This is a genomic window from Paenibacillus sp. BR1-192, from assembly GCF_029542445.1.
Lineage (GTDB): Bacteria > Bacillota > Bacilli > Paenibacillales > Paenibacillaceae > Paenibacillus_AQ > Paenibacillus_AQ lautus_A.
This window is the reverse complement of sequence record NZ_CP120718.1, coordinates 970,216-992,500: the sequence shown is the minus strand read 5'-3', so window position 1 is coordinate 992,500 and position 22,285 is coordinate 970,216. Positions and strand designations below refer to the sequence as shown.

General features: G+C 52.7%; 12 protein-coding genes, 1 pseudogene and 1 riboswitch (1 of these 14 cut by a window edge). All 13 genes and pseudogenes read right to left on the bottom strand.

The features are described 5' to 3' along the window. Positions 1-697, bottom strand: the 5' portion of a protein-coding gene (locus tag P0X86_RS04325) for an NCS2 family permease (RefSeq protein ID WP_192569711.1). 674 nt of this gene lie to the left of the window's left edge; the window shows 697 of its 1,371 coding nt (coding positions 1-697); the start codon lies at positions 695-697; its stop codon lies beyond the left edge, outside the window. Positions 698-909: 212 nt separating this feature from the next. Then, a riboswitch (purine riboswitch) is annotated at positions 910-1,008 on the bottom strand. Between the two features lie 282 nt (positions 1,009-1,290). Next, a complete protein-coding gene (locus tag P0X86_RS04320; protein ID WP_277747862.1) occupies positions 1,291-2,229 on the bottom strand; it encodes an NADP-dependent oxidoreductase in 939 nt (312 codons plus the stop codon). A gap of 225 nt (positions 2,230-2,454) precedes the next feature. Continuing rightward, entirely contained in the window at positions 2,455-3,993 is a 1,539-nt protein-coding gene (gene guaA, locus P0X86_RS04315) for a glutamine-hydrolyzing GMP synthase (RefSeq protein WP_096776979.1), read from the bottom strand. Between the two features lie 78 nt (positions 3,994-4,071). Beyond that, entirely contained in the window at positions 4,072-6,396 is a 2,325-nt protein-coding gene (locus P0X86_RS04310) for a transglutaminase-like domain-containing protein (protein ID WP_277747861.1), read from the bottom strand. Then, positions 6,368-7,666, bottom strand: a complete 1,299-nt coding sequence (locus P0X86_RS04305; RefSeq protein WP_213580228.1) for a DUF58 domain-containing protein — start codon at positions 7,664-7,666, stop codon at positions 6,368-6,370. The genes P0X86_RS04310 and P0X86_RS04305 overlap by 29 nt, the downstream gene beginning before the upstream one ends. Beyond that, positions 7,663-8,670 carry an AAA family ATPase gene (locus P0X86_RS04300; protein WP_213580227.1) on the bottom strand — a complete coding sequence of 336 codons (1,008 nt, stop codon included), beginning with the start codon at positions 8,668-8,670 and terminating at the stop codon, positions 7,663-7,665. Before P0X86_RS04300 ends, P0X86_RS04305 begins: the two co-directional genes overlap by 4 nt. 255 nt (positions 8,671-8,925) lie before the next feature. Further along, a complete protein-coding gene (locus tag P0X86_RS04295; RefSeq protein ID WP_277747860.1) occupies positions 8,926-13,365 on the bottom strand; it encodes an endo-1,4-beta-xylanase in 4,440 nt (1,479 codons plus the stop codon). Between the two features lie 57 nt (positions 13,366-13,422). Continuing rightward, positions 13,423-14,381: pseudogene (locus P0X86_RS04290) on the bottom strand (carbohydrate ABC transporter permease). Beyond that, on the bottom strand, positions 14,381-15,340 hold the full coding sequence (locus P0X86_RS04285) for an ABC transporter permease (protein WP_036664362.1): 960 nt from the start codon (positions 15,338-15,340) through the stop codon (positions 14,381-14,383). Before P0X86_RS04285 ends, P0X86_RS04290 begins: the two are co-directional and overlap by 1 nt. Before the next feature lie 86 nt (positions 15,341-15,426). Then, entirely contained in the window at positions 15,427-17,130 is a 1,704-nt protein-coding gene (locus P0X86_RS04280) for an extracellular solute-binding protein (RefSeq protein ID WP_192569717.1), read from the bottom strand. A 126-nt stretch (positions 17,131-17,256) separates the two neighbouring features. Continuing rightward, a complete protein-coding gene (locus P0X86_RS04275) occupies positions 17,257-18,789 on the bottom strand; it encodes a response regulator transcription factor (protein WP_213580225.1) in 1,533 nt (510 codons plus the stop codon). Further along, positions 18,761-20,605, bottom strand: a complete 1,845-nt coding sequence (locus P0X86_RS04270; protein WP_012819054.1) for a sensor histidine kinase — start codon at positions 20,603-20,605, stop codon at positions 18,761-18,763. The genes P0X86_RS04275 and P0X86_RS04270 overlap by 29 nt, the downstream gene beginning before the upstream one ends. A gap of 17 nt (positions 20,606-20,622) precedes the next feature. Next, a complete protein-coding gene (locus P0X86_RS04265; protein ID WP_277747859.1) occupies positions 20,623-22,170 on the bottom strand; it encodes a helix-turn-helix domain-containing protein in 1,548 nt (515 codons plus the stop codon). Positions 22,171-22,285: the final 115 nt, after the last annotated feature.

Here is a 22,285-nt window from a genome sequence, read left to right as displayed (position 1 = left end):
TCAGACCCGACAGATCGGTAACGCCCATCGGAATACCGATCAGCGTCGTCAGCACGATACCGATAAGCAGTGCGCCTTTCAGCTTCAGGACCATCAGGATGGCAATCAGGAACAGCCCGATGATCGCAAGCAGCGTATCCTTGTTTTCAACGAAATTTCCAAGACCAAGATTGAAGGCACCGCCTGGTACCGGATGAGAGATATCCGTTCCCGGGTTGATGGAAGCCGTAACGATATTGCCCAGCTTCAGGCCAACGATCGTGATGAACAATCCGATACCAACGGTAATGGCGATCTTCAAGTTGTTCGGAACCGCCGTCAACAGCATTTGGCGGACTTTGGTTACCGTAAGAATGATGAAGACGATACCGGAGATGAATACGGCACCGAGCGCCGCCTGCCAAGTAATCGCACCGTTCGAGCTTAATACAACTGTCATGAAATACGCATTCAAACCCATGCCTGGTGCCAGCGCAACCGGAATGTTAACGAAAAAGCCCATGGCCATTGTCACGAGACCGGCACCAACAGCGGTAGCGAAGAATACGCCTTCCTGTGGAATGCCCGCGCCGTCAGGACCCAGGAACAGATTGTTGACCAGCAGGATGTAAGCCATGGTCATAAAGGTCGTCAAGCCTGCGATAATCTCGGTTCTTACATTCGTTCCGTGTTCCTTTAGTTTAAAGAAACGCTCCATTGTAGAGATATCCCCCTTAAATTAATGACCGGCAACATACAAATAAACCCTAAGGATAGATCCCTAGGGCCGTCGCTTGAAAAAAGAGCCGCAAAACAATCTTTCGCATGCTGCCGGGCAGCATCCTTATCGAATAACCGGTCTGCTGCATTGGAGCGTTGTTGCTCCTGCTTGCAGGCCGATCTCGAATGCTGGACGAGTCCGCATCATTATATTGCCGCTCTTCTTTTCGTAGCGAGATCATTACGGTGACCTGTAGAGACTCCCGGGCCCATTCCCGGGATTATACGAAAAAGCTCGTTATTTGTAGTTGTCGTGTCGGTTTCTACACATATTCTAGGACGAGAAGCCCAACCTTGTCAACAACAAAAACGAATATTAAACTTGTCAATTTAAAGAAACGTTCGGGAATTACCTTTCCAAAAGCTTTCCACTCTAGGACAACTGACCTACATACGACTAGAAACAACCCAAAAACCTGGGAAGATGCGCACATGATCATCGAAATCCGCCCGGTGAGGTGTTTTACATCCGATGGTGGCAGACGCGGGTCGAAACCGGACAGGCAGGATGAAATCGGATCGTCTATCTCCTTAGGAGAAACTTATGGCTATTTTACCGACAGCATGGTGGGTCTCACTTAATGCGTGGGCATCGTAGAGCCCTTTTCGCGAAAAAGGAAACGTAGCTCCCACGACGGCTCTTACCTTTTTTTGCTCTAACATATCGGCTATTTCCTGAAGCTGCTGGCCATTGGGATCCAGCCATATATTTTTGGCGGTCACGTCGTATTTTCTTACCAGTTCTTCATCAAAATCGCTGACAATCGATATGATTCGCCCGGTATGCTGTTTCAGTACTTTAAAGCTGTTCTTCTGCACGTCACCGCCCATCGTATCGAACACAACGTCCACATCCGATAATTCATCTTCAAATCGGGTCGTCCGATAATCGACCATCCGATCAGCACCGAGTGAGGCCAGCAGTTCATGATTGCGTTCGCTGGCGGTCGTTATGACGTAAGCACCCGCTTGTTTGGCAAACTGGATAGCGAACATGCCGACGCCGCCAGCGCCTGCATGAATCAATACCTTCTCTCCTTTGGTCAGTTCACCATGTGTAAACAGCGCCTGCCAAGCAGTGAGTCCCGCGAGCGGAACGGATGCCGCTTCCTCCCATGAGATAGCAGCAGGCTTGCGTGCCAACAGGTGGTCATCTACCAAAGTAAATTCGGCATATGTGCCAAAACGGGTCGTTTCCGGGCGGGCAAACACTTCGTCCCCCACTTTCCAATCCGTTACCTCGCTCCCGATTTCCGAAATGGTCCCGGCAACATCCCATCCTAAAATAATGGGAAAGTCCCAATCCATCATTTGTTTTAAATGGCCTTCTCGAAGCTTCCAGTCAATTGGGTTGATCGAGGTGGCGGCCACTTTGACTAAGACCTGATGCGCTTGCGGTGCAGGAGTAGGTACTTCTCTTTCCTGAAGCTCTTCCTTGCCACCATAACGGTCAATGACGATAGCTTTCATTCTTTTCCTCCTCAAAGGTTCGGTCTTGGTTCGACTTCCCTAAAGCTCGCTCACCCATTGCACCTTAACGTATTATTTATCTTATTGGACAAAAGATGCATGCAATAAACCAGGGCCTCAATCCATTTGTTTAAAGAGGAAAGCTCGTTGACCAACACAAAAAAAACCTTCAATCCCACGGATGTGGATTTGAAGGTTTTTATGTTTAGTGCAGCAGTATAAAAATTACTCCCACTCGATCGTTGCTGGCGGCTTGGAAGTCACATCGTACACGATGCGGTTGACGTTCTCGACTTCGTTCACGATGCGGACGGAGATTTTCTCCAGCACATCCCATGGGATGCGCGCCCAGTCCGCTGTCATGCCGTCGATGGAGGTTACGGCGCGGATGCCTACGGTGTAGGAATACGTGCGCGCATCACCCATAACGCCGACGCTCTTCATGTTCGGAAGCGCCGTGAAATACTGCCAGATTTCGCGATCCAGACCAGCCTTCGCGATTTCCTCGCGCAGGATGTAGTCGGAGTCGCGGACGATTTGCAGCTTGTCCTCCGTTACTTCGCCCAGTACGCGAATCGCAAGACCCGGGCCAGGGAAAGGCTGACGATGAACGATCTCGTCCGGCAAGCCAAGCTCTTCGCCGACTTTGCGAACTTCGTCCTTAAAGAGGGCTTTGAGCGGCTCGATGAGCTCGAATTTCATGTCTTCAGGCAGCCCGCCGACATTGTGGTGGGACTTGATCGTATGTGCCGTGTCCGTTCCGCTCTCCACGATGTCGGTATACAGCGTGCCTTGAGCCAGGAATGCGAAATCATCGAACTTGCTGGATTCCTCATCGAATACGTAGATGAACTCGTTGCCGATGATTTTACGTTTTTTCTCCGGATCGTCCACGCCCTTCAGCTTGGACATGAAACGCTCCTGAGCGTCAATCTTGACGACCTTCATGTCGAACTTGCCGACAAAGGTCTCCATTACGCTCTCGGCCTCGCCCTTGCGCAGCAGTCCATGATCGATGAACATGCATGTCAGCTGATCGCCGATGGCTCTGTGAATCAGCATGGCCACAACGGAGGAATCAACGCCGCCGCTCAGCGCGCACAGCACTTTTTGCTCGCCGACCACTTCACGGATTTCGCGAACCTGATCCTCGATGAAAGTCTCCATGCTCCAGTTGCCTTCGCAGCCGCACACTTCGTACAGGAAATTCTTAATCATTTCGTTACCATGGACGGAGTGGCGAACCTCCGGATGGAATTGCACGGCGTACAGCTTCTTGTCTTCGTTACTCATCGCGGCGATCGGAGCGGACTCCGTTCCTGCATCCAGCTTGAAGCCGGAAGGCAGCGATACCACGTGATCGCCATGACTCATCCATACGGTTTGTTTTTGCTCAATCCCTTTGACAAGCGTCGAGTTCGGAGCGAACTCCAATTCGGCTTTACCGTATTCGCGCTTCGAAGCACGCTCTACTTTTCCGTCCAGCTGCTGAGCCATCAGCTGCATGCCGTAGCAAATGCCGAAGATAGGCAGTCCCAGATCGTAAATGGCAGGATCCACATGCGGTGCATTCTCGGAATACACGCTGGAAGGACCTCCTGAGAAAACAATGCCGCGCGGGGAGAGATCTTTAATCTTCTCGACGGGCGTATTGTATGGCAGAAGCTCACTATAAACGCCAAGATCGCGAATGCGTCGTGCTATAAGTTGGTTGTACTGTCCACCGAAGTCCAAAACGACGATGATTTCATTAGGCTTATTCATTACCGGGCCTCCCTTGATTAATGAAATTAATTATACGCAACCCCAATTCATACCGTCAAGAAAGAGGGCCCTTTGTTTTCATGCCAGTTTTTTGACAATTCGAATGCATTGGCGCAAAAAGAGTACTTTTTCCGTACGGGACCACGGTTCATCCTGGTACGCCGCACGCTCCCAGCGCGACGCGAATGCCTCCAGCTCCGCCCTGAATTCGGCATCGGCAATCGACAGGGCGCTGACGTATTGACGCATGGTCTGCCCTCTTTCCAGATCCCCATACCTGCGCTGCAGCTTGTCCCAGACCCATACCGCCGCCGATACGAGTCCCTCCCGCCCGCTGACCGCTATCGTCCGGGCCATCCTCATGAAGGCCCAACTTTGGCGTACGGCCGGAATTCGGTAAATGACGGCCACAATAAGAGGGAGGATCAACAAAAGCGCGACCCCGAACATCACGGGACCGATGGCGGATATCACAAGGAGCACTTTAACGGCAGTGTAGATCATGGTACTCCACAAGGTATGCCATGACATCATTCCGGCGGAGCCGGAATCGCCGGCAGCCAGAGGCGGGGACATCCCCTCGACCCCAAAGCCCGGAGTCGGATCAAACAGGACCCACCCCTGTCCCGGGAAAAACACTTCCACCCACGCATGCGCATTCTTTTGGGCGACCTCGTAACGATCCATCGTGCCGGCCACCCGTTCGCCAGGCGCGAAGCCCGTCACATAGCGTGCGGGGATGCCCTCGGATCGGAGTAAGACGGTCATCGCCGTAGCAAAATGAACGCAGTACCCTTCCTTCGCATCAAACAAAAAATGATCCGTAAAATCCCGGCCCTCCGGTGGCACGGAGGTTTGCAGCGTATACGTATAGTTCTGCTCCAAATAGGATTCGATAGCTTGCGCCGTTTCATACCTGCCCGCGGCGTCCGATGTAATCTTCCGCGCTAAATCCTTCACCCTGGAAGGCAGCTCCTCGGGAAGCTCCAGATACATTTCTTCCATATATTCGGGATCGTCCCCGTTCGCACTGCGGAGCGCTTGCTCCTCCGGCTGCGCGTATAAAGTCTCCACGGTATAACCGGACACCGTCCTCTCGCCTTGCAAGGAAATCGTTTCGGACAGCCTGTCGACGGCCAACCTTGGCGCACCTCGCTCTTTGGAAGAATGCATCTCCTTCACACGGGTAATAATACCTCCCGACAGCAAAGATGGGACGGGGGTCTCCCTTACAAAAGTCAGCGACTGCACGATCGTCTCTCCAGAAGGACGCTCCCAATACGGCAGGAAACCGCTCAGGTCCTCCAATAGCTTGACTGGCTTGCGGATGGAGGGATCTGCATCCCATTTCCGGCCGTCATATCGATTATACGTGTCTCCGCGCCAATACGTCGGTACAGGCGATTGCGCCGTAAAATACAATGCATCGCTGAGCGTCAGAGGGCCTCCCAAATCTTCTCCTTGGGAAGCATATCCCGCAACCTGGGAGGCAGGAATCGACGGTTCCGTATTTCCGCGGAGCCGATCCCCCCATCCCGCCAGTCGTTCCGCCATTTCCGCCACACTCAATCCCATGCCTGGCGAAGGCTCGCCCAAGCCCCCTCCTACTCGGGTAATCCCCGCGATCAGAACGGAGGCCAGCAGCACAAACAGGCTCCAGCGCAGCACTGGCAGCCCGGACAAGCGGCCGGTTCGCATTGGTTCGGGGAGGACCATTTCCGAAGAGGTTCCCTCCACGGTTTCCTGCTTCAGCTTAAGGATCAGCATCATGCCCTGGGCCAGCAACATGTACAGCACCGCGCGCAGCATATCCCCATAGACGCTTTCTTCCATGGCAGACTCCAGAACCGCCAAATAAACCAGCGTCGAACCGCCAAACAGCCAAACGGTCCGGCGATACAGAGCCAGCATATGCACTGCGGATACCATGATGCCCCAGCCGACAAGCAGGATGATCGTCCTCGTTTCCTGGCTTAAGATCGTAAACTTCCACGCATTTCTGAAAGCCGAAGCGTCGCCTGGAAGTATCAGCGAAGCGTAATCGGACAGCCATGCGAGCGGATCGCTATATTCAAACAACCGGGAACAAAGCCAGACCACCAACCCGGCATTCAGCGGCAGCCACACCCAGCCTCGCCATGTAAACAACCCTTGAAGCAGCAGAAACAAAGCCCATAGGAATAAGGTTTCCAGCACAAACCGGCCGCCTGTTTCACCCGCATTCCGAAGGGGCAAGAGCCACTCTGACAGAAGTCCCGTCACCGGCAGCGTGATTAATATGCGATGAAGCAGCGTTCCGTGCGACAATCTGGAAACGAATACCGAAGGCACATTCCTTGATCCGAATGACCCGGTTTCCCGATTGCCGCCAGCCCTAACGGGCGAGCTGTCCGGTCCTGTCATGGACGGCACCTCCGATCTTGATAGGGTGCTCTGCCTCTACTGCTGGTTTTTCATGTACATACACCAGCTTCCCGCCTTTGCCGAAAAATTCGTGCGCCCACGGCGGATGCGCCTGACTCTCCGATGGGGCCGCCGCTGTGCTTTCAGCCGATTTCAACCGGCTTACGCTTTGAATGCAATAAATGGTCACCTTTCTGCAGCCCGCATTCAGGAGGCTTATGCCGGTGACAGCGGCACCCTGATGGAAGTACCCGGTGATGATAGCCCAATCCGTATTCTTTTGCGAGGGATTGAAGGATTGCTGGAATCTTCGGTTCCGCATCGGATCATTCCCGGTTAGCTGAACAGAGGCCAGAGGCACCAACGAATCCGGCTGCCCCTTGGACCCGCCTTTGCGTTCAATCGATGAACCCTCTAAATCCGTCCCATCCATGCATAATTGATAGGGGATTCTATAGCGGATAAGCCGGGATACCATTCCCGCTGCAGCCGATACCGCTTCTTCAAATACTTCCCGAGGTTTCCGGGCTTCATGGCCCTCATACCCTTGGAGCGATGTATCCAGCACAACGCCCTGCCTTGCTCCAAAGCCCTCATGAGGCATAAAAGATTGCAAGCGGCCAAGCTTCGCGGAATTCTTCCAATGAATCCGATTCATGGGATCCCCTGGAACATAATCGCGCACACCCGATCCTCTCATTTCATTCCAAACGTTGAAGCGTACGCGTTCATCTTCCGTATCCATATCGCTTCTATGCATGGGCATCTGGGCCACAGGCCACTCCGCGGGCTTTGGCAGCACGATCAGGCCGCCCGAATCGCTGAGCAGACTTCGGTTTGTCCTGAACCAGCCGAACAGATCGCCCCATTCCATCTCGCTATAGATCGAAGACCAGACTCCGCGGGGAACCTGGTTCAGTCGGTAGGTATACTCAAGTCGTCGCCGCATGCCCGGGAACAGCAGTTTGCGATATGTCCTGCTGCCGATGCGGTCGGTGATGATAAGCCATGGCAGGGGAAGAATGCAACGATAGGCAACATGAACCGTCATCTGGACGGAGTCCCCAGCCTGTATGCACAAAGGGGAGCTTGTGTGCGAGATGGTGATTCGGGTCGGACCGAGCAAGCTCGTCATAGCCCCTCCAAGCAATAGAATCGTGGATGCCCACCAAACAAGCCGCAGCGATTCCCCGCCTAACCAAAGATAGAGCCCCAAAGACACCGACCAGATGGCTATGCCTCTCAACCATTCCAGCAGACGCCGTCTCATGAGGTGCTTCCCTTCCGGCTGCGCTGGCGCGGCAGATCAAACCTCGTAAGGATGGATTCTACCATTTCATAAGGAGTCACGCCGGCTGCGCGTGCATCATGACCGAGGTGAATCCGGTGGGTCAGCACCGGTACGGCAACGCGCAGGCAGTCATCCGGGATGACATACATTCGTCCTGTCAAAAATGCTGCTGCCTGCGAAGCACGGAGCCACGCTAATGTCCCTCTCGGACTGATGCCCAGGGATACGCCCTGCTGCCTTCGGGAAGCATCGGCCACACTGACCATGTAGCGTTTGATGGTGTCATCCACGAAGACGCGGGACACGCTCTGCTGCATCCGGATGAGCTCGGAGCCCATCATGATCGGTTTCAGATCCTCCAGTCTGGAACTGCCCATTCCCCGCTCCAGCAGCTCCAATTCGCCTTCCATGTTGGGATAGCCCAGCGATAATTTCATCAAAAATCGATCCAGCTGCGCCTCCGGCAGGCGGCTTGTGCCTTCATATTCGTACGGATTTTGCGTTGCCAGCAGGAAGAACGGGGCAGGCAGCGGATAGGTATGGCCGTCCACGGTGACGCGCCCCTCTTCCATCGCCTCCAGCAGCGCGGATTGCGCCCGCGGCGATGCCCGGTTAATCTCATCGGCCAACACGATATTGGACATCACCGGTCCGGGCCTAAATACAAATTCTCCCGTGTGCGGATAATAGACCGATGCGCCCGTAATGTCCCCTGGCATCAGGTCATAAGTGAACTGAATGCGGCTGAAATCGCAGCCGATTAACGCAGCCACCGACTTCACCAGCATGGTCTTCCCGACTCCCGGCACGTCCTCCAGCAGCACATGGCCCCCGGCCAGCAAGGCAATCATCGTTAACGAAATTTGCTCCTCATGTCCGACGATAACGCTGCCGATCCGTTTGGTAACCCTCCCCAGAAGATCTGGCGCCCACTCCGGATGATCGGCTTCTTCAGCATGAACGGATGAACGATACAAGTACATCAACCTCCAACCTATATTCATAGATTATTTAATAGCGCTAACTTAGAATCTTGAATCTATGAATAGGTTTTCCAAGAAAGCACGAAGATAGACGTCTTTTGCTAGAAAAGGATTCCCCTGTCCCGCATGATTCATAGCGCGCCGCCCGCCTGGCCTGGAGGAACTGCACGAAAAAGGCCAGCCCGTTGCAACGGGTGGCCTCCATCTCATTCATACGTACATGCTGCTTTTCATCGTTCACGTCCGATCATCGCATTAACGATTCACGGCCTTAATCAGTTCCCAATTCCAAATCCGGTCCAGAATCACGGCTGCCTGGGCACGCGTAAAGTAAGCCTTCGGCGCGATTTTGCCGTTCATGCCGTTCACGATGCCCGACCCTGCAAGCAGAGCTGCACTCGATTTGGCATATTCGGCAACCTCATCCCCATCGGCAAAAGCATCCAGCGCCCCTTCGCCCTCCAGCTTCCTGCCTGCCGCCTCCAGGGCACGCTGCGTGATCAGCATCATGTCCTGGCGCGTCATCGGCGTGTCCGGCGAGAAACGATTTCCGCCGACGCCTTGAACGAGCCCAAGCTCTGAGGCGATTTGCACGTGTTTGTAATAATAGGCCGAAGACGTAACATCTCCGAATGCTGCCCGGCCTTCGCCCGAACCTTCCAGTTCCAGCACGCGTACGAGCATAACGAGGAATTCGGCCCGGGTGATTTCGTTCTGCGGATCGAACATCGTTTCGCTTACCCCTTGGATAAATCCGCGGGATGCCATCGTTTCGATCGCATCGATCGCCCACGGCACATGCTTCAGGTCATGAAACGTCTTGAATGCGGAAGCGACTGCAAACGTGCCGCCATGCGGCAGCGCTGCGCGAACGATCCCCTGTTTCGCATCATAACGGCTGTTAGGAAGAGGCCCGCCTTGCCCGTTGGCATCGATCTCCCTGACAAAGATATGGTCCGGTTGTGCCAGCTCTTCCTTGGTTGGTGTGTAAGGCACCGACCAGATCAAGCGAGCTTTGCCCGATCTCCACGACAGGGCCCGGTCGCCGGCAAGAGCCTCTACCCGGAACACCGGACGATCACCGATCTCCTCGCGAAGGGTTGCACCCAGATTGCTGCCCGAAGCTTTCGCCAGACGCAGCGCGACGGTTTCCGTATCCTTTACTCCGGCTCCCCGAACCCATGCGCTTGGCAGCTCCAGTGCGCCGAACTCCGTTTGGAGGATCAACACAACCTCCGAGTTCCCCAGCAGCCACTTGCCCGGCAATTGAATTTCGTAGGACTGGGCCTCTGTTTGAGCCGGGATAGCCACGATTGCTCGCTTCGGTCCTTCCACGCCGGCTGTCGCCCTGTCCAATGCCTGCTGAAGGACTTGGCTCGAGACTACAGCGAGAATCCGCCCGTCATTGTTCCGGATTTCGAGTGAAGGCGTGTTCGGAGCTGGACTTGTACTGCTTCCGCCACCGCCCGCGTTTGCACCGCTTCCTCCGTCACCGCCGCCGTTATGTTCTCCGCCGTTTCCGTCTCCTCCACCAGGAGCGGAGCTCTTCGTGAATTCCAGCACGCCGAACCTGGACGTGTTCTGATAGGACTGACCCGACGGATCCGACCAGATGGCCACGCTGTCTCTTGTACCCTGGCCGTCTTCATCGTTGTTCACCTGCAAATCGAATCCGATGACCGTGCCTTTCTCAGGCTTGATCTTATCCAGGCGGATCGCGGCTTCAACGACATATCCCCCGTCGGTCACCTTCGCTGCCGAAGTGAAGTTATCCTCGCCCGCATAACCGCCAAAGGAACGCAGATTGTTGAAGTTCATCCGGTACTGTCCATCATCTTCTTGGTAAGCATCCGTCTTTCCATTATTCTGGTCCACAAAAATCTCTACCGAATCCTGCTCCCATACGTTGGGACTCGCATCCGACAACAAGCTGTCGCTAACCATAGCGTAAACATACAGGTAATTCTCATCCCATAGCGTCCGGAATGTTGCGGTTGCGCCGCTGTTACCCTCGACCCACACGTCGGTTGCCAGTTCCGCGGCGTCCTTCCAGACACGGTCCAGCTCGCCGTCCACCTTCGGGGTCCCGTAGCCGGCTTGGGCCGATTTCGGCGCAGCAACGAGCGTAAGAATGCCGAGTCCGTCTTGATCGCTCTCCTGGGCATGCCTTGGATCGCTCCAGGACACCACCGCTCCGTTCTTGCCATGCTCGGAACCGTCATCCGAACCGGAATCCGTTACCCTGACATCGAAATAAATGTCACCGCCCAATGCCCCTGCTCCGTTTAGCTGAAGAAGGGCCTCCCCTGCGTAACCTCCTACGGTCTCTGCCGTGTTGGCGGCTCCACGCTGAATCCGGGCCTCTTGCAGGGTACCGTTCACCACCGCGAAGATATCAACCTGATCCCCCGGGGCTATCGATCCGTCCTTCACGTCAACCCTGACATAGATATGGTCCTTGTCCCATAGCGTCTTAAATTCGGCAGACAACGCTCCTAATTGGTCCGTCTTAAGTGCAGGAACCAGATTCCAGGTTGCATCCGGCTGTCCGTCGATGACCGCCTTACCCTCCACAGCCGTTCCGGTTTTTCTCACAATCGTTAGCCTGGAGGGATCGACCATTCCCCAATAAGCCGGCTTGGCCTGATATTGCTTGTCAAAAGGAAACGGGGCATCCTGGCGGCCCGTCCCGGCGGGGCGGTCATGCAGCCAGGTATGGTCGTCTGCAATCCCCCAAAGGGTGACATTGCTGATCCAGCCGTCCTCCACGCCTGCATCAATGCCCATTTGGTCCAGCCGCTTCAATTCTTCGAACAGCTCTTTGTACCGATAGCCTTGCTTGTCGAGCAATTCCTGAGGAACGGTCTGGAAGGCGTCGGTATTGTTCGTGTACACCGAGACGTCCAGCTCGGTAAGCTGATTATCAAAGCCCGCCTCGCCGAACATTCGGATGGAATCCGAGATTTGCTGGATGGAGGGCCCGCTGATATTGATATGCGTTTGATGGCCCACGCCATCGATCGGAACGCCTTCCGCCTTCAGCTGTTTTACGAGATTCAGCAAATAATCGCGTTTCTTCGGGTTGTACGTGCTGTAATCGTTGATGTACAGCTTGGCCTCGGGGCCGGCTGCATCTCGCGCCGCATGAAATGCGGTCCGGATATAGTCGAGTCCCGTTATCCGGTACCACTGGCTGTCCCGCATGCCGTCCGGACGCCCTTCGTCAATGACCTCATTCACGACGTCCCAATCGCGGGCATCTCCCTTGTAGCGGCCGGCTACCTCATGGATATAAGCTTCCAGCCTCTGAAGGACAAGCGCTTTATTCTCCGGCGTGGCTTCGAGATATTGGCCCTGATCATCCTTCAGCATCCATTCGGCGCCCTGCTGATGCCACAGCAGCGTATGGAACCGGAGGTTCATATCATGATCCCTGGCATAATCCCTGATCAGATCCGCGTTGGTAAAGTTATAGGTTCCCTCTCTCGGATTGAGAGATTCCGGTTTCATCACGTTCTCGGCAACAAGCGAGTTGTAATGGTAATCCAAAAGCTCCTTGTGCACGCCGGACAGATGCTTGGGCTCCACGGCTGCCCCGATCTCGAAATACTCTCGATACACATCCTTCAGGGCGGGTATATCCGTCTGAATGGAGCCCGGCAGAGCGAGCTTAATGTCATCGACATAGAAATTGGAAAGATCCGAGGTTTCCACGTACAGCTTCAATGTTTCCATATCCGAGCTGAAGCCGAAGGTTCCTTTCAATTCCACCCACTCCGTGCCGCTCGCGGAGGCTGAGGCGAGGGTCGTATAGGACGTCTCTGCTGCGCCCGCCGCTTTATTCTCCATCGAAAGCGATAGTTTGACCGCAGCGGCAGGAGCCTGCTCAAGCCTGGCATAGGCTGAGATCGTATACGTTTTTTGGCTCACCATGATGTCCTTGACATCCTGGCTGGGCCCGTTCCAGCTGTTCGTCCGATCATGGACCTTTAAGCCGTAGCCGCCGCTACGGGCTGCTTCTGGCACAGCTTCTACGGTCTCCGAATCGCGAGGTCCCCAATCCATCGTCGTTCCGTCTTCAAAATCCCATACGACCGTATTCTCTCCTCCCGGCACCCCATTGCCCGGGTCCGGTGCCGGCTCAATCAGCCGGACTTTGAATTCGTCCATATAATAAGCGACGTCCGGACTGCTCGGACTCTGCAGATACACCTGCAGGGCTGATGCATTGGCATCGTATTTATAACGGCCTTTTACCTCCACCCACCCGTCGGCGGTTACATCGACCGGGCTGCTGAAGTTCACGTATTCCGGCTCGGCTCCAGTTTGCTGCATGGCAAGCTGAAGCTTCTGAGACCCTTGGGTGCCCTCCTTCAGATGGACATAAGCGGAAATTTCATATGTCGCTCCCTTGTCCAGCCGATTCGTGGCGGCCAGATTAAACCCCGGTCCGTTCCATGTCGCCGTCCTTCCCTCCGTCAATAAACTCCCTGTCCCTTCATAGGCATAGGTCGCGGAAGTCACCGTCTCCGTCCCCCGCTTAAACCACCCCTCCGTCCCGCCATCGAAATGATGGTGTATCACAAGATCCTGATCGGCGGGCGTATGTGCCGCCGAACTCCAGCTGGGCGGAATGAGCAGCATGAACCCGATCAGCATCAGGCTGATCTTTCTAAAGATCGTTCTCTTAGACACGGAATGCTTGCCTCCTCATCGGTTGCATGTATGATCTGTCCACTAGCAAAATCCTGGTCATTCTTTGACGCTGCCTACGTTCAACCCAACGACAAAATATTTCTGCATGAACGGATAAACCAGCAGAATCGGAACCGATGCCACGACAGTTACGGCAGCGCGAATCGAAATCGGCGTTACCATGTTCACCGCAGAGTCCTTCGTCATCCCTGCGCCGGCAGCTACTGCCGGGTTGCTGTTCGCGTTCATACTGGATGACAGCAGCTTCATCAGCTCATACTGCAAAGTGCTCAGCTCTTGGCGGGAGGAGGTATAGATGAATGCATCGAACCAGGAGTTCCAAGCCCCCACGGCCACGAACAGCGCAATGGTTGCCAGCACCGGCTTACACAGCGGGAAGATGATCCGGATGAAGATTTTAAAATCTCCGGCTCCGTCAATTCTTGCCGATTCGACCAAGCTTTCCGGAATCGTTCCGATATACGTCCGGATAACGATCATATTGAATGCGCTGATCATCGACGGGATCACATATACCCAGAACGAATTCAGCAGGTGCAAGTCCTTCATCAAGAAATATCCAGGAATCAAGCCTGCGTTAAAGTACATCGTCAGAATAAAGATCAATGTAATCGGCTTGCGGAATACATATTCCCGACGGCTCAGCGTATACGCCAGCATCGTGGTCAAGACCAGATTCAGCAGCGTTGAAAGCACTGTTCTTGCCACGGAAATCCAGAACGCGTCATATATCGTTCCCGAAGCGAATACCGCCTTGTAGTTCTGCCAGGTAAATTCCCTCGGCCAGAGATAGATTCCGCCCCGGATCGTATCATTCCCCGCATTCAGGGAAACGACGATCGTGTTCAGAAACGGATATAATGTGACAACGACAAGACCAATCATAAACAAGGTATTGAACGTATTAAAAAGGATCGGCTCTACGCTTTTTTTCTGACAGGTTTAGTCGCTGCGGCAGCAGTTGCTGGCCCAGGGCTGATTGTTTGATTTGCCATTATAGCAGCCTCTCTTCCCCTAGCCGTTTCGCGACTCCGTTTGCAATCAATAACAGCGTCACACTAACGACCGTTTTAAATATACCGGCAGCCGTTGCTAATGAGTAATTGCCTTGGGCAAGCCCGTACTTCAGCACGAAAATGTCAATCGTTTGCGACCAGTCGACAACAAGACCGTTGCCCAGCAAGTATTGAACCTCGAAGCCTGCTTCCAGAATGTGACCGACCTGCATGATCAACAGAATAATGATCGTTGGCTTAATGCCCGGCAAAGTAACATGGAACATTTTCCGATAGCGGCTTGCCCCGTCCATATCGGCAGCCTCATAAAGCGCCGGGTCGATGGATGCCATCGCAGCCAAATATATAATCGTATTCCAGCCAACTTCTTTCCAAACATGCGACGCTCCGACGATTCCCCAGAAGTATTTGCCTTCACTGAGCCATTGGATCGGCTCCTTGATGAGATGCAGCTTCATAAGGACATCATTGATGATTCCGTCCGAAGCCAAGCTCGTCGCCACAATCCCGGTTACGATGATCCAGGATAGAAAGTGCGGAAGATAGGAGATCGTCTGTACGGTTCTTTTCCAAAATACTTTCCGGATTTCATTCAGTAACAATGCAAGGATAATTGCAGTCGTAAAGCCGAGAATCATATTGATAACACTCATTGCGAGCGTATTGCGAAGCACTTGCAGGAAACTATCGTCCTTAAAAAGAAATTCAAAATGTTTAAAGCCTACCCACTTCTGTTCACTAAAGTCTCTAGCCGGCTTGTAGTCCTGGAAAGCCATGGTCCATCCCCAAATAGGAACGTAGGCAAACAAGATGATGTAAGCCATTAGAGGCACCGACATATAGATCAACTGTCTCTGTTCTTTGAGTACGGCCCAGGTGATTTTCTTGTTTGTCTTAGGCTTGCGGACGGCAGAGTCTTTGACTACGGTCTCTTCCATAAGTTTGTTCTCCCCAAAACCCCATATTTCGTAAACAAGGAAGGCAAGAAGCCTTCCCGTTTCCGATTCATGTACCTTCCGCTGCTTTACTTAACAGACCAAGTGTCTCTTCTCCATTGCAGCACTTCATTAATCCGATCCTCATAAGCCTTGATGTTGAGCTTGCGGATATCAGTGACGTACTCATCCCAGACGCTGTCGAATTCTTCCGGTTTAGCAAGAATGGCTTTTGGCAAGTACTTCGTGGACAACTCATTTTGCTTCGTATTCACGATTTTCGCCTCAGATCCGTCTACCAGGTCGACCGACCATGCCGGGTAAGCAATCTCGTTCTCAGGAGCTGGACTGAAGAAGTCAACATAGCTGTTGAAACCGTATTGGGCAAGGAAGTTCTTGTCATACTCTCTCAAAGCGGCTACCATTTCTTCAGGCTGTGCAGCGCCGTCCGTAGCGTTGCCGTCCGAGAATAAACCTTCCATTTTTGGTGCTTGACCGTGGAAAGAATCGGCTTTATTCGCGAGCTTCCAGGTTGCATCGGTAAACAGATCGCGCTGCTCTTGCGTTTTCATGAAGCGGCCGTCCTTGACAATGTAATCTTCCCCTTCGATCCCCCAGGACAAGATTTTTTGCCAATCTTCTTGAATCAGCGTATCCAACAATTTGATAATTCTGATTGCCTGCTCTTCGGATGCGTTGACCGTGATCCCGAAACCGTTGTTGAGGTTCAGAGCCGGACGATCTTTGTAATGATCCTTGATACTTTCATCAAATACAAGCGGAAGACCGACATACGTTCTTTCATCTTTCTTCTGAGTAATCAGCGCGTCCTCTGCGCTTTGGAAGTTCCAGTGCTGGTCAAACATGCCAAGAACTGCACCGCTGGAGATTTTCGCCATATACTGGTCAAAGTTCTGGGTGAACGTTTCCTTATCGATGATACCCAGGGCATTCATTTCGTTCAGCTTTTTATAATAACGTTTGGCATAGTCCTTATCTGCAAAAATTTCCGCCTTGCCGTCTTTAACAACTACACCGCCGTCATTCGGATGACCGATCAAATGCTGAGGAGCATTGAACAGGCCCCAGTTTTTCCAGTCATAGTTCAGAATTTCAAAGCCGATCGTCGGGGTACCGTCGATGGTCGGATGCTTTTCCTTGTATTGTTTAATGATGTCAAAATATTGATCCAAGGTTTTAACCTCTGGATATCCTGCCTCTGCCAATACGTCCTTCTGAATCCAGAAGGCTGGGCCCGAATAATAAGACGAGGTAACATCAGCATTCGTTACACCGTAGTTTGGAAGATTGTAAATATGACCGTCATTCGGGTCTTTCATCATGTTCCAGTACTTCTCATAATGCTTCTTCAAGTTTGGCGCATGTTCTTCAATCAAATCCTCGAGCGGGATAAAGGCACCGGCAGCTGTCAGCTTTTGATTCGCTGTCATCATGTCCGGATAATCGCCGCCTGCAATCATAACGCCGAGCTTCTGGTCAATATCGCCTGCCAGGAACTCGAATTTGAAGGATGCTCCTGTCTTTTCCCTGATTAATTTATAAATCTTGTTGTCAGGTGTTGGTTGCTGGTCGGGCTGACCGATAAAAACACTCACCTCAAATGGTTCGATCTTATCCCCGTCCGTCCCGGGTGTTGTTTGTTCTGCGGAGTCCTTTGCTTCCGGCTGGGCCCCGCTATTCCCGTTTCCGCCCCCGCAGCCCGTAAGGCCGATGCAAAGCGACAACAGCAACACCGTGCTGAGCCGAAGCCATGATTTTGTCTTACCCCCCATAAAAGCACCTCCGTCATAATGTGGTTACATCGTTGGTCGATACGCCTCTTCATGTAACCTTCCTTTATTTTAAAAGCGCTTTCAAAGGCGGACTATACTATAATTAAAGCATTAACCTTAAAAACTTTAGAACATCCTCTTCTTGAACTCATTCGGTGCCATGCCCCATCTTTTTTCGAAATGCTTAAGGAATTGGTTGTAGTGGGTGTAGCCGACCCTTTCGGCGATTTCGCTGTTCTTCAGCTTGTTATGCTTCAACAGCGCGGCCGCTTCCTCAATCCGCAAATTATGTATGAGTTCGTTGAAGCCAATCCCATTCTTACGCATCAGCAGCTGGCCGAGATAGACGGGATGCAGATAAAAAAGCTCCGCCAATCGCTTAATGGTCAGATTCTCCCGGTAGTGCTGCCGAATATAATCGTTAATCTCCTGGATTATGCCTTGCGAATGCCGGGCCTGCTCCTTGAGAAGAAGCTCGATGCACTCTTCCCCGAAGCGCAGCAGCTCTCCCATCAAGTCGTTCAAATGGAAGGTTCCGTCCGTTAATCCAGCTGCATTGGATTTGGCTGCAAGGATTCGAGCTTCCGCACCTTCCGCCTCCCTCACCAAATCCATGATTTTATACAAAACATGGATCACCATTTTCTTCACGATCCCCGGCGCGATACGCTGCTCCGCAAACCTGGACGCAGCCAATCCGGCAGCCTCGCGGTATCCCTTCTTGTCGAGGAGTTCCACGGACCTGATGACATCATCCATCAGGTTCGTGGGGTAACGATAATGAAACGGCCGATCCCGTACCTCTTCATATGAAATCATCCCGCCGTACGCCGGATCGTAAAATTGATGCTCGATGGCTTCCTTGGCGGTTTCGTAGCAGCGACGGATATGCACCAGAGACTGCTGGCCTTCTCCTACAGCCATAAACAGCCGCTGTCCTGCATAATGGCGGACCAGCTCGCGGATCGTGCCTGAGGGTACGCTCCCGTTGTCAGGGGAATAACCGTTCACCAAACCAAGCCGGTTCGATTCCAGATCGATGACATACTCCGAATTCGCGTGGGCTGACAAGCGGGCGACGGTTTCCTTGACGTCAGGAAACAAGGCAGACTCTGCTTGGATCAGACATACGTTCCACTCTTGATGGGCGGAGGATAAAACCTGAAGCCTCGACAGGCCGCTAGCCCTAAGCGGCATCTCCAAGAGCGTTTGCATGATCAGCGAAACATCCTCTTCCCTCTTAGCAATCGCACTCAGGCTTAATCTGCGATGCTCCTGCATCAGCTCAGCATGAATCTTGCCGAGCTCCTCCTCGGCTTCCTCTGCAATAATAGGCTTCAGCATGTAGTGATGGATGCCGTGCCGCAATGCCTTCCTTGCATATTCAAATTCACTGTAGCCGCTCATGATGGCAAATTTCACACTGCTATCCCGGTGATGCTGCTGCCAGGTTTCAATCATATGAAGCCCGTCCATTAGCGGCATGTTTACATCGGTAATGACCAAATCCGGCGCAAGCCCATGAATCATCTTCAAGCCTTCCACTCCGTTGCCCGCGGTTCCGCAGACGCTAAACCCCAAGCGTTCCCAATCGATCCACAGCGCCAGCCCTTCCAGCGCACCCGGTTCGTCATCGATCAACAGCACTTTGAAAGGCATGGTTCTCCCCCTCTCCGCCTTCATGCTCTCGAGACTCCAACAGCCGGATCGGAATCTCGAATGAAACGGTTGTCCCTTGATTCGGGGTGCTGGCAATGTTGAAAATGACATGATCGTCGTAGTACAGCTCCAGCCGCCGATATACGTTTCGAATGCCGAAGCTGTTGCCCGAGAACTGCTCGTTGCGAACCGAGAGAATAATGTCCCGTAGCTTGCTTTGCTCAATGCCCTTACCGCTATCCGTAATGACGATGCGAAGATAATCACGGGCAACCGAAGCGCTTATGGTCACCAGACCCGCTCCATCCATCGCCTGCAAGCCATATTTGCATGCATTCTCAACGAGCGGCTGAATGCTCATTTTCGGAATTTTATAATGAAGCGCTTCCATATCGATGTTGAATTGATATTCGAATTTATCCCGAAAGCGGAATTTTTCGATTTTGAGATACATTTCGATAAATCTGATTTCCTCCTCCACGGAGACCAAATCCTCTCTCCAGCTCAGGAGTCTGCGAAGCAGCTTGGACAAGCTTTTGATAATATCCGTCACATCCGTGTATCGATTCTTCGTGCAGACCACCAATATCGCATTCAGGGTATTGAACAGAAAATGGGGATTCATCTGGCTCTGCAAAAAGTTCAATTCAGCCCGAACCCGCTCCATCTCCAGGCTTTTCTTCTGAATCTCCAGCTTGTACACATTGTTGATCAGGGAGTTCATCTTCGCTGTCATCTGATTGAAATTCCGGATGAGTCCGCCGATTTCGTCCCGGCCTTCGTCCAGTTCAATCAAGTCGAATTTCTCGTTGCTCACCTTCTGCATATGACGCGCCAAACGCTTCACCCGGTAATTGTAGGATCTCAGCATGACCGTAATAAAGACCGCCGCAACCAGCGTAACAACCGCTGCCAATACAACGGTAAACAGCTGCATATCCAGCATGGCGCTCGTAATCCGGCTCCCCCGGTTGATGCCGATCAGCTTCCACCCCTTCACGTACCTGGCCGTTCCGATCGAGAACACATGCCGATCCTCTTCGTCGTATTGCTCCAGGTCAAGCTTCGAATATGCGCTGTACTTCCCTCTTTCATAACCGCTGCTGGCCGACATAATAATCTCATTGTTCTCGTTCACCAAATACATATCCAGATAATCGCGTTCCCGTACAATGACGTCATAAATCTTGCTTAAATCGATATCGATTCGAAGCAGCTTCTCATAGGTGTCATAGGTATCGTAGTAATCCATCTTCTCAATCACGCTTAAGTACGGAACCGTCGATGCCGAGTTGTTCGCTTCTGCCGCCCTGTACGCCGCCACCAGCACCGGATGGGCCGAGCTGCTCCATAATGCATACCAGTCGCTCTCGAGCACATTATCGTTGATCACATGATAATTGCCGCCGGACACAATGGTGGAATTTTCGGTGAAGATGCTAATCCGCTGAATCTGGTTGTTAACCGGTATGTAGCTCGTTACCCGATTCCGGAGCTGCTCATCAAAGGTTTCGTAGAAGTCCAGCTGGGACTCATACTCGCGATCAAGCATTTCGTAAAGGGTCTTATCCGTACTCAGCGCATGACTTACAGCCACCCCGCCGTCGATGAAATTATGAATATCCTTCCTAGCCCGCTCCATCGAGATATCGAGGTTCTGCTCCTCTCTCTCCCGGATCAGCTCCGACATCCGATCCATAAAGATGAGGTTGACCACCAGAATAGGCAGCAGTACACCAATGACAAAAATAAGAAAAAATTTAGTTTTCAACGGAATATCGTTCACGAAATTCCCCAGCCTGAACATTCTCTTCATGAAGGCACCCTCCCGGTTTAGCGCTGCTTGCTTTCAACATGATTCTTGTAATTCGAGGGCAGAATCCCGGTTGTCAACTTAAACTTATGGATAAAATAGTCCGCGTTCGGGAACCCGACATGGAGCGCAATCTCGGAAACCTTCATTCCGCTCCGTTTCAGCAGCAGCTTGGCCTCCTCGATCCGCTTGTCATTCAGGTATTCCTTGAACGGCTTGCCAGCATGCTTCTTGAACAGCTGCCCCAAATAGGTGGCGTTCATATGGAAATGTCGTGCCAAATCCTGAAGCTGAAGCCTGCTCCGGTACTCCCGGTCGACATACTGAATCACTTGATAAATGGTGTTGTGCTCGTTAAGCTTGCTTAACTCTTCCAGCTGCGAAGCGGCCTCAAACGCGAGCAACCGCATATAATTCTTCAACGGCGCTTTATGGCAAGCATCACTCAGATGACCAAGCTTCCTTTGCAGCCGGTTCATGAATAGATGTGGATCCCCATTCATTTCCGCGATTCTTCGACACAGCTTCAATTCCAGATCGGCCACATCGGCTTGAAAAGCCCTCAGGTGGAGGAGATGATCGGGCATGGCCGTAAAAATCCGCGCCAAGCATGACTCGATGGACGCATGCTCCCCCGCCATAATCATGGAAAGCAATTCGTCCATCCATCCGCAGGGAAGTCCCCGGAGCCGCTCCGCTCCTCTCGGTTCTTGGCAACAAAACACGCCGCTTCGGCCTTGGCTTCGCTTATCGTCGCGCACCTCCGCGCTTTGCCTGTAAAGCTTTCCGATCGCCTGGATTCCCTCCCCTGTGCCGCTTAACGCCACGATAACCGGCCCTTCAAGCTCCCGGGCCAGAGCAGACTGCAACAGCAGCGCAGTCTCCATGACCTCATCCGGAGTCGAATGCTCGACATGCAGCACCACTCCTATGCTCCCGCTATTGTCCTGGAAGCATCCCAGTAAGCTCGGGGGCCCGTAATCGGTCATCCATTCGATCCAATCCACTCCCGTTTCAGTAATCCCTGTTTCAATCAATAGGCACTGCAGCAGCGGCTCGCCCTGGATTTGCATCGCATTGCTGGCTTGCTCGGCCAAATCAGGACTCAACTCTTCCCGAATGAGCCGGTTCAACAAATAATGGACGGCAAGGCCGGCTTTCTTCCGGTTGCTGCGTTCAGCGTCTCGTTCGTCCTGGATCTCATGGCTGAGCTTGGCAAGCACTGCCTCGATCTCCTCGTCATCAATCGGTTTCAGCAAATACTCGGCAACCCGTTGGCGCATGGCTTGATGCGCGTATCCAAAATCATCATATCCGCTCAAAATAACGAATTTCGGAGGAAGAGGCATTGTCCGATTGCTGTGCTCAATCAATTCCAGGCCGTTCAGGACAGGCATATGGATATCCGTCATCACCAGTTCAGGCTTCCATTGTTCCATTAGCTTTAGCGCTTCGGGAGCGCTCAGGGCTTCCCCACATATTTGGAATCCGAACCGTTCCCAGTCGATCATCGTTCTCAATCCCTCCAAGACCCATGGTTCGTCGTCCACCAGAAGCACATTGAACATCGCCCTCGTCCTCCTTTACCAAGCGAATAATGTAAGCGTACTCATTTTTACTTATACTACCATACTAGTATATCTATGAGAATATACTACAGGAACACAAACACAAATAACCGTA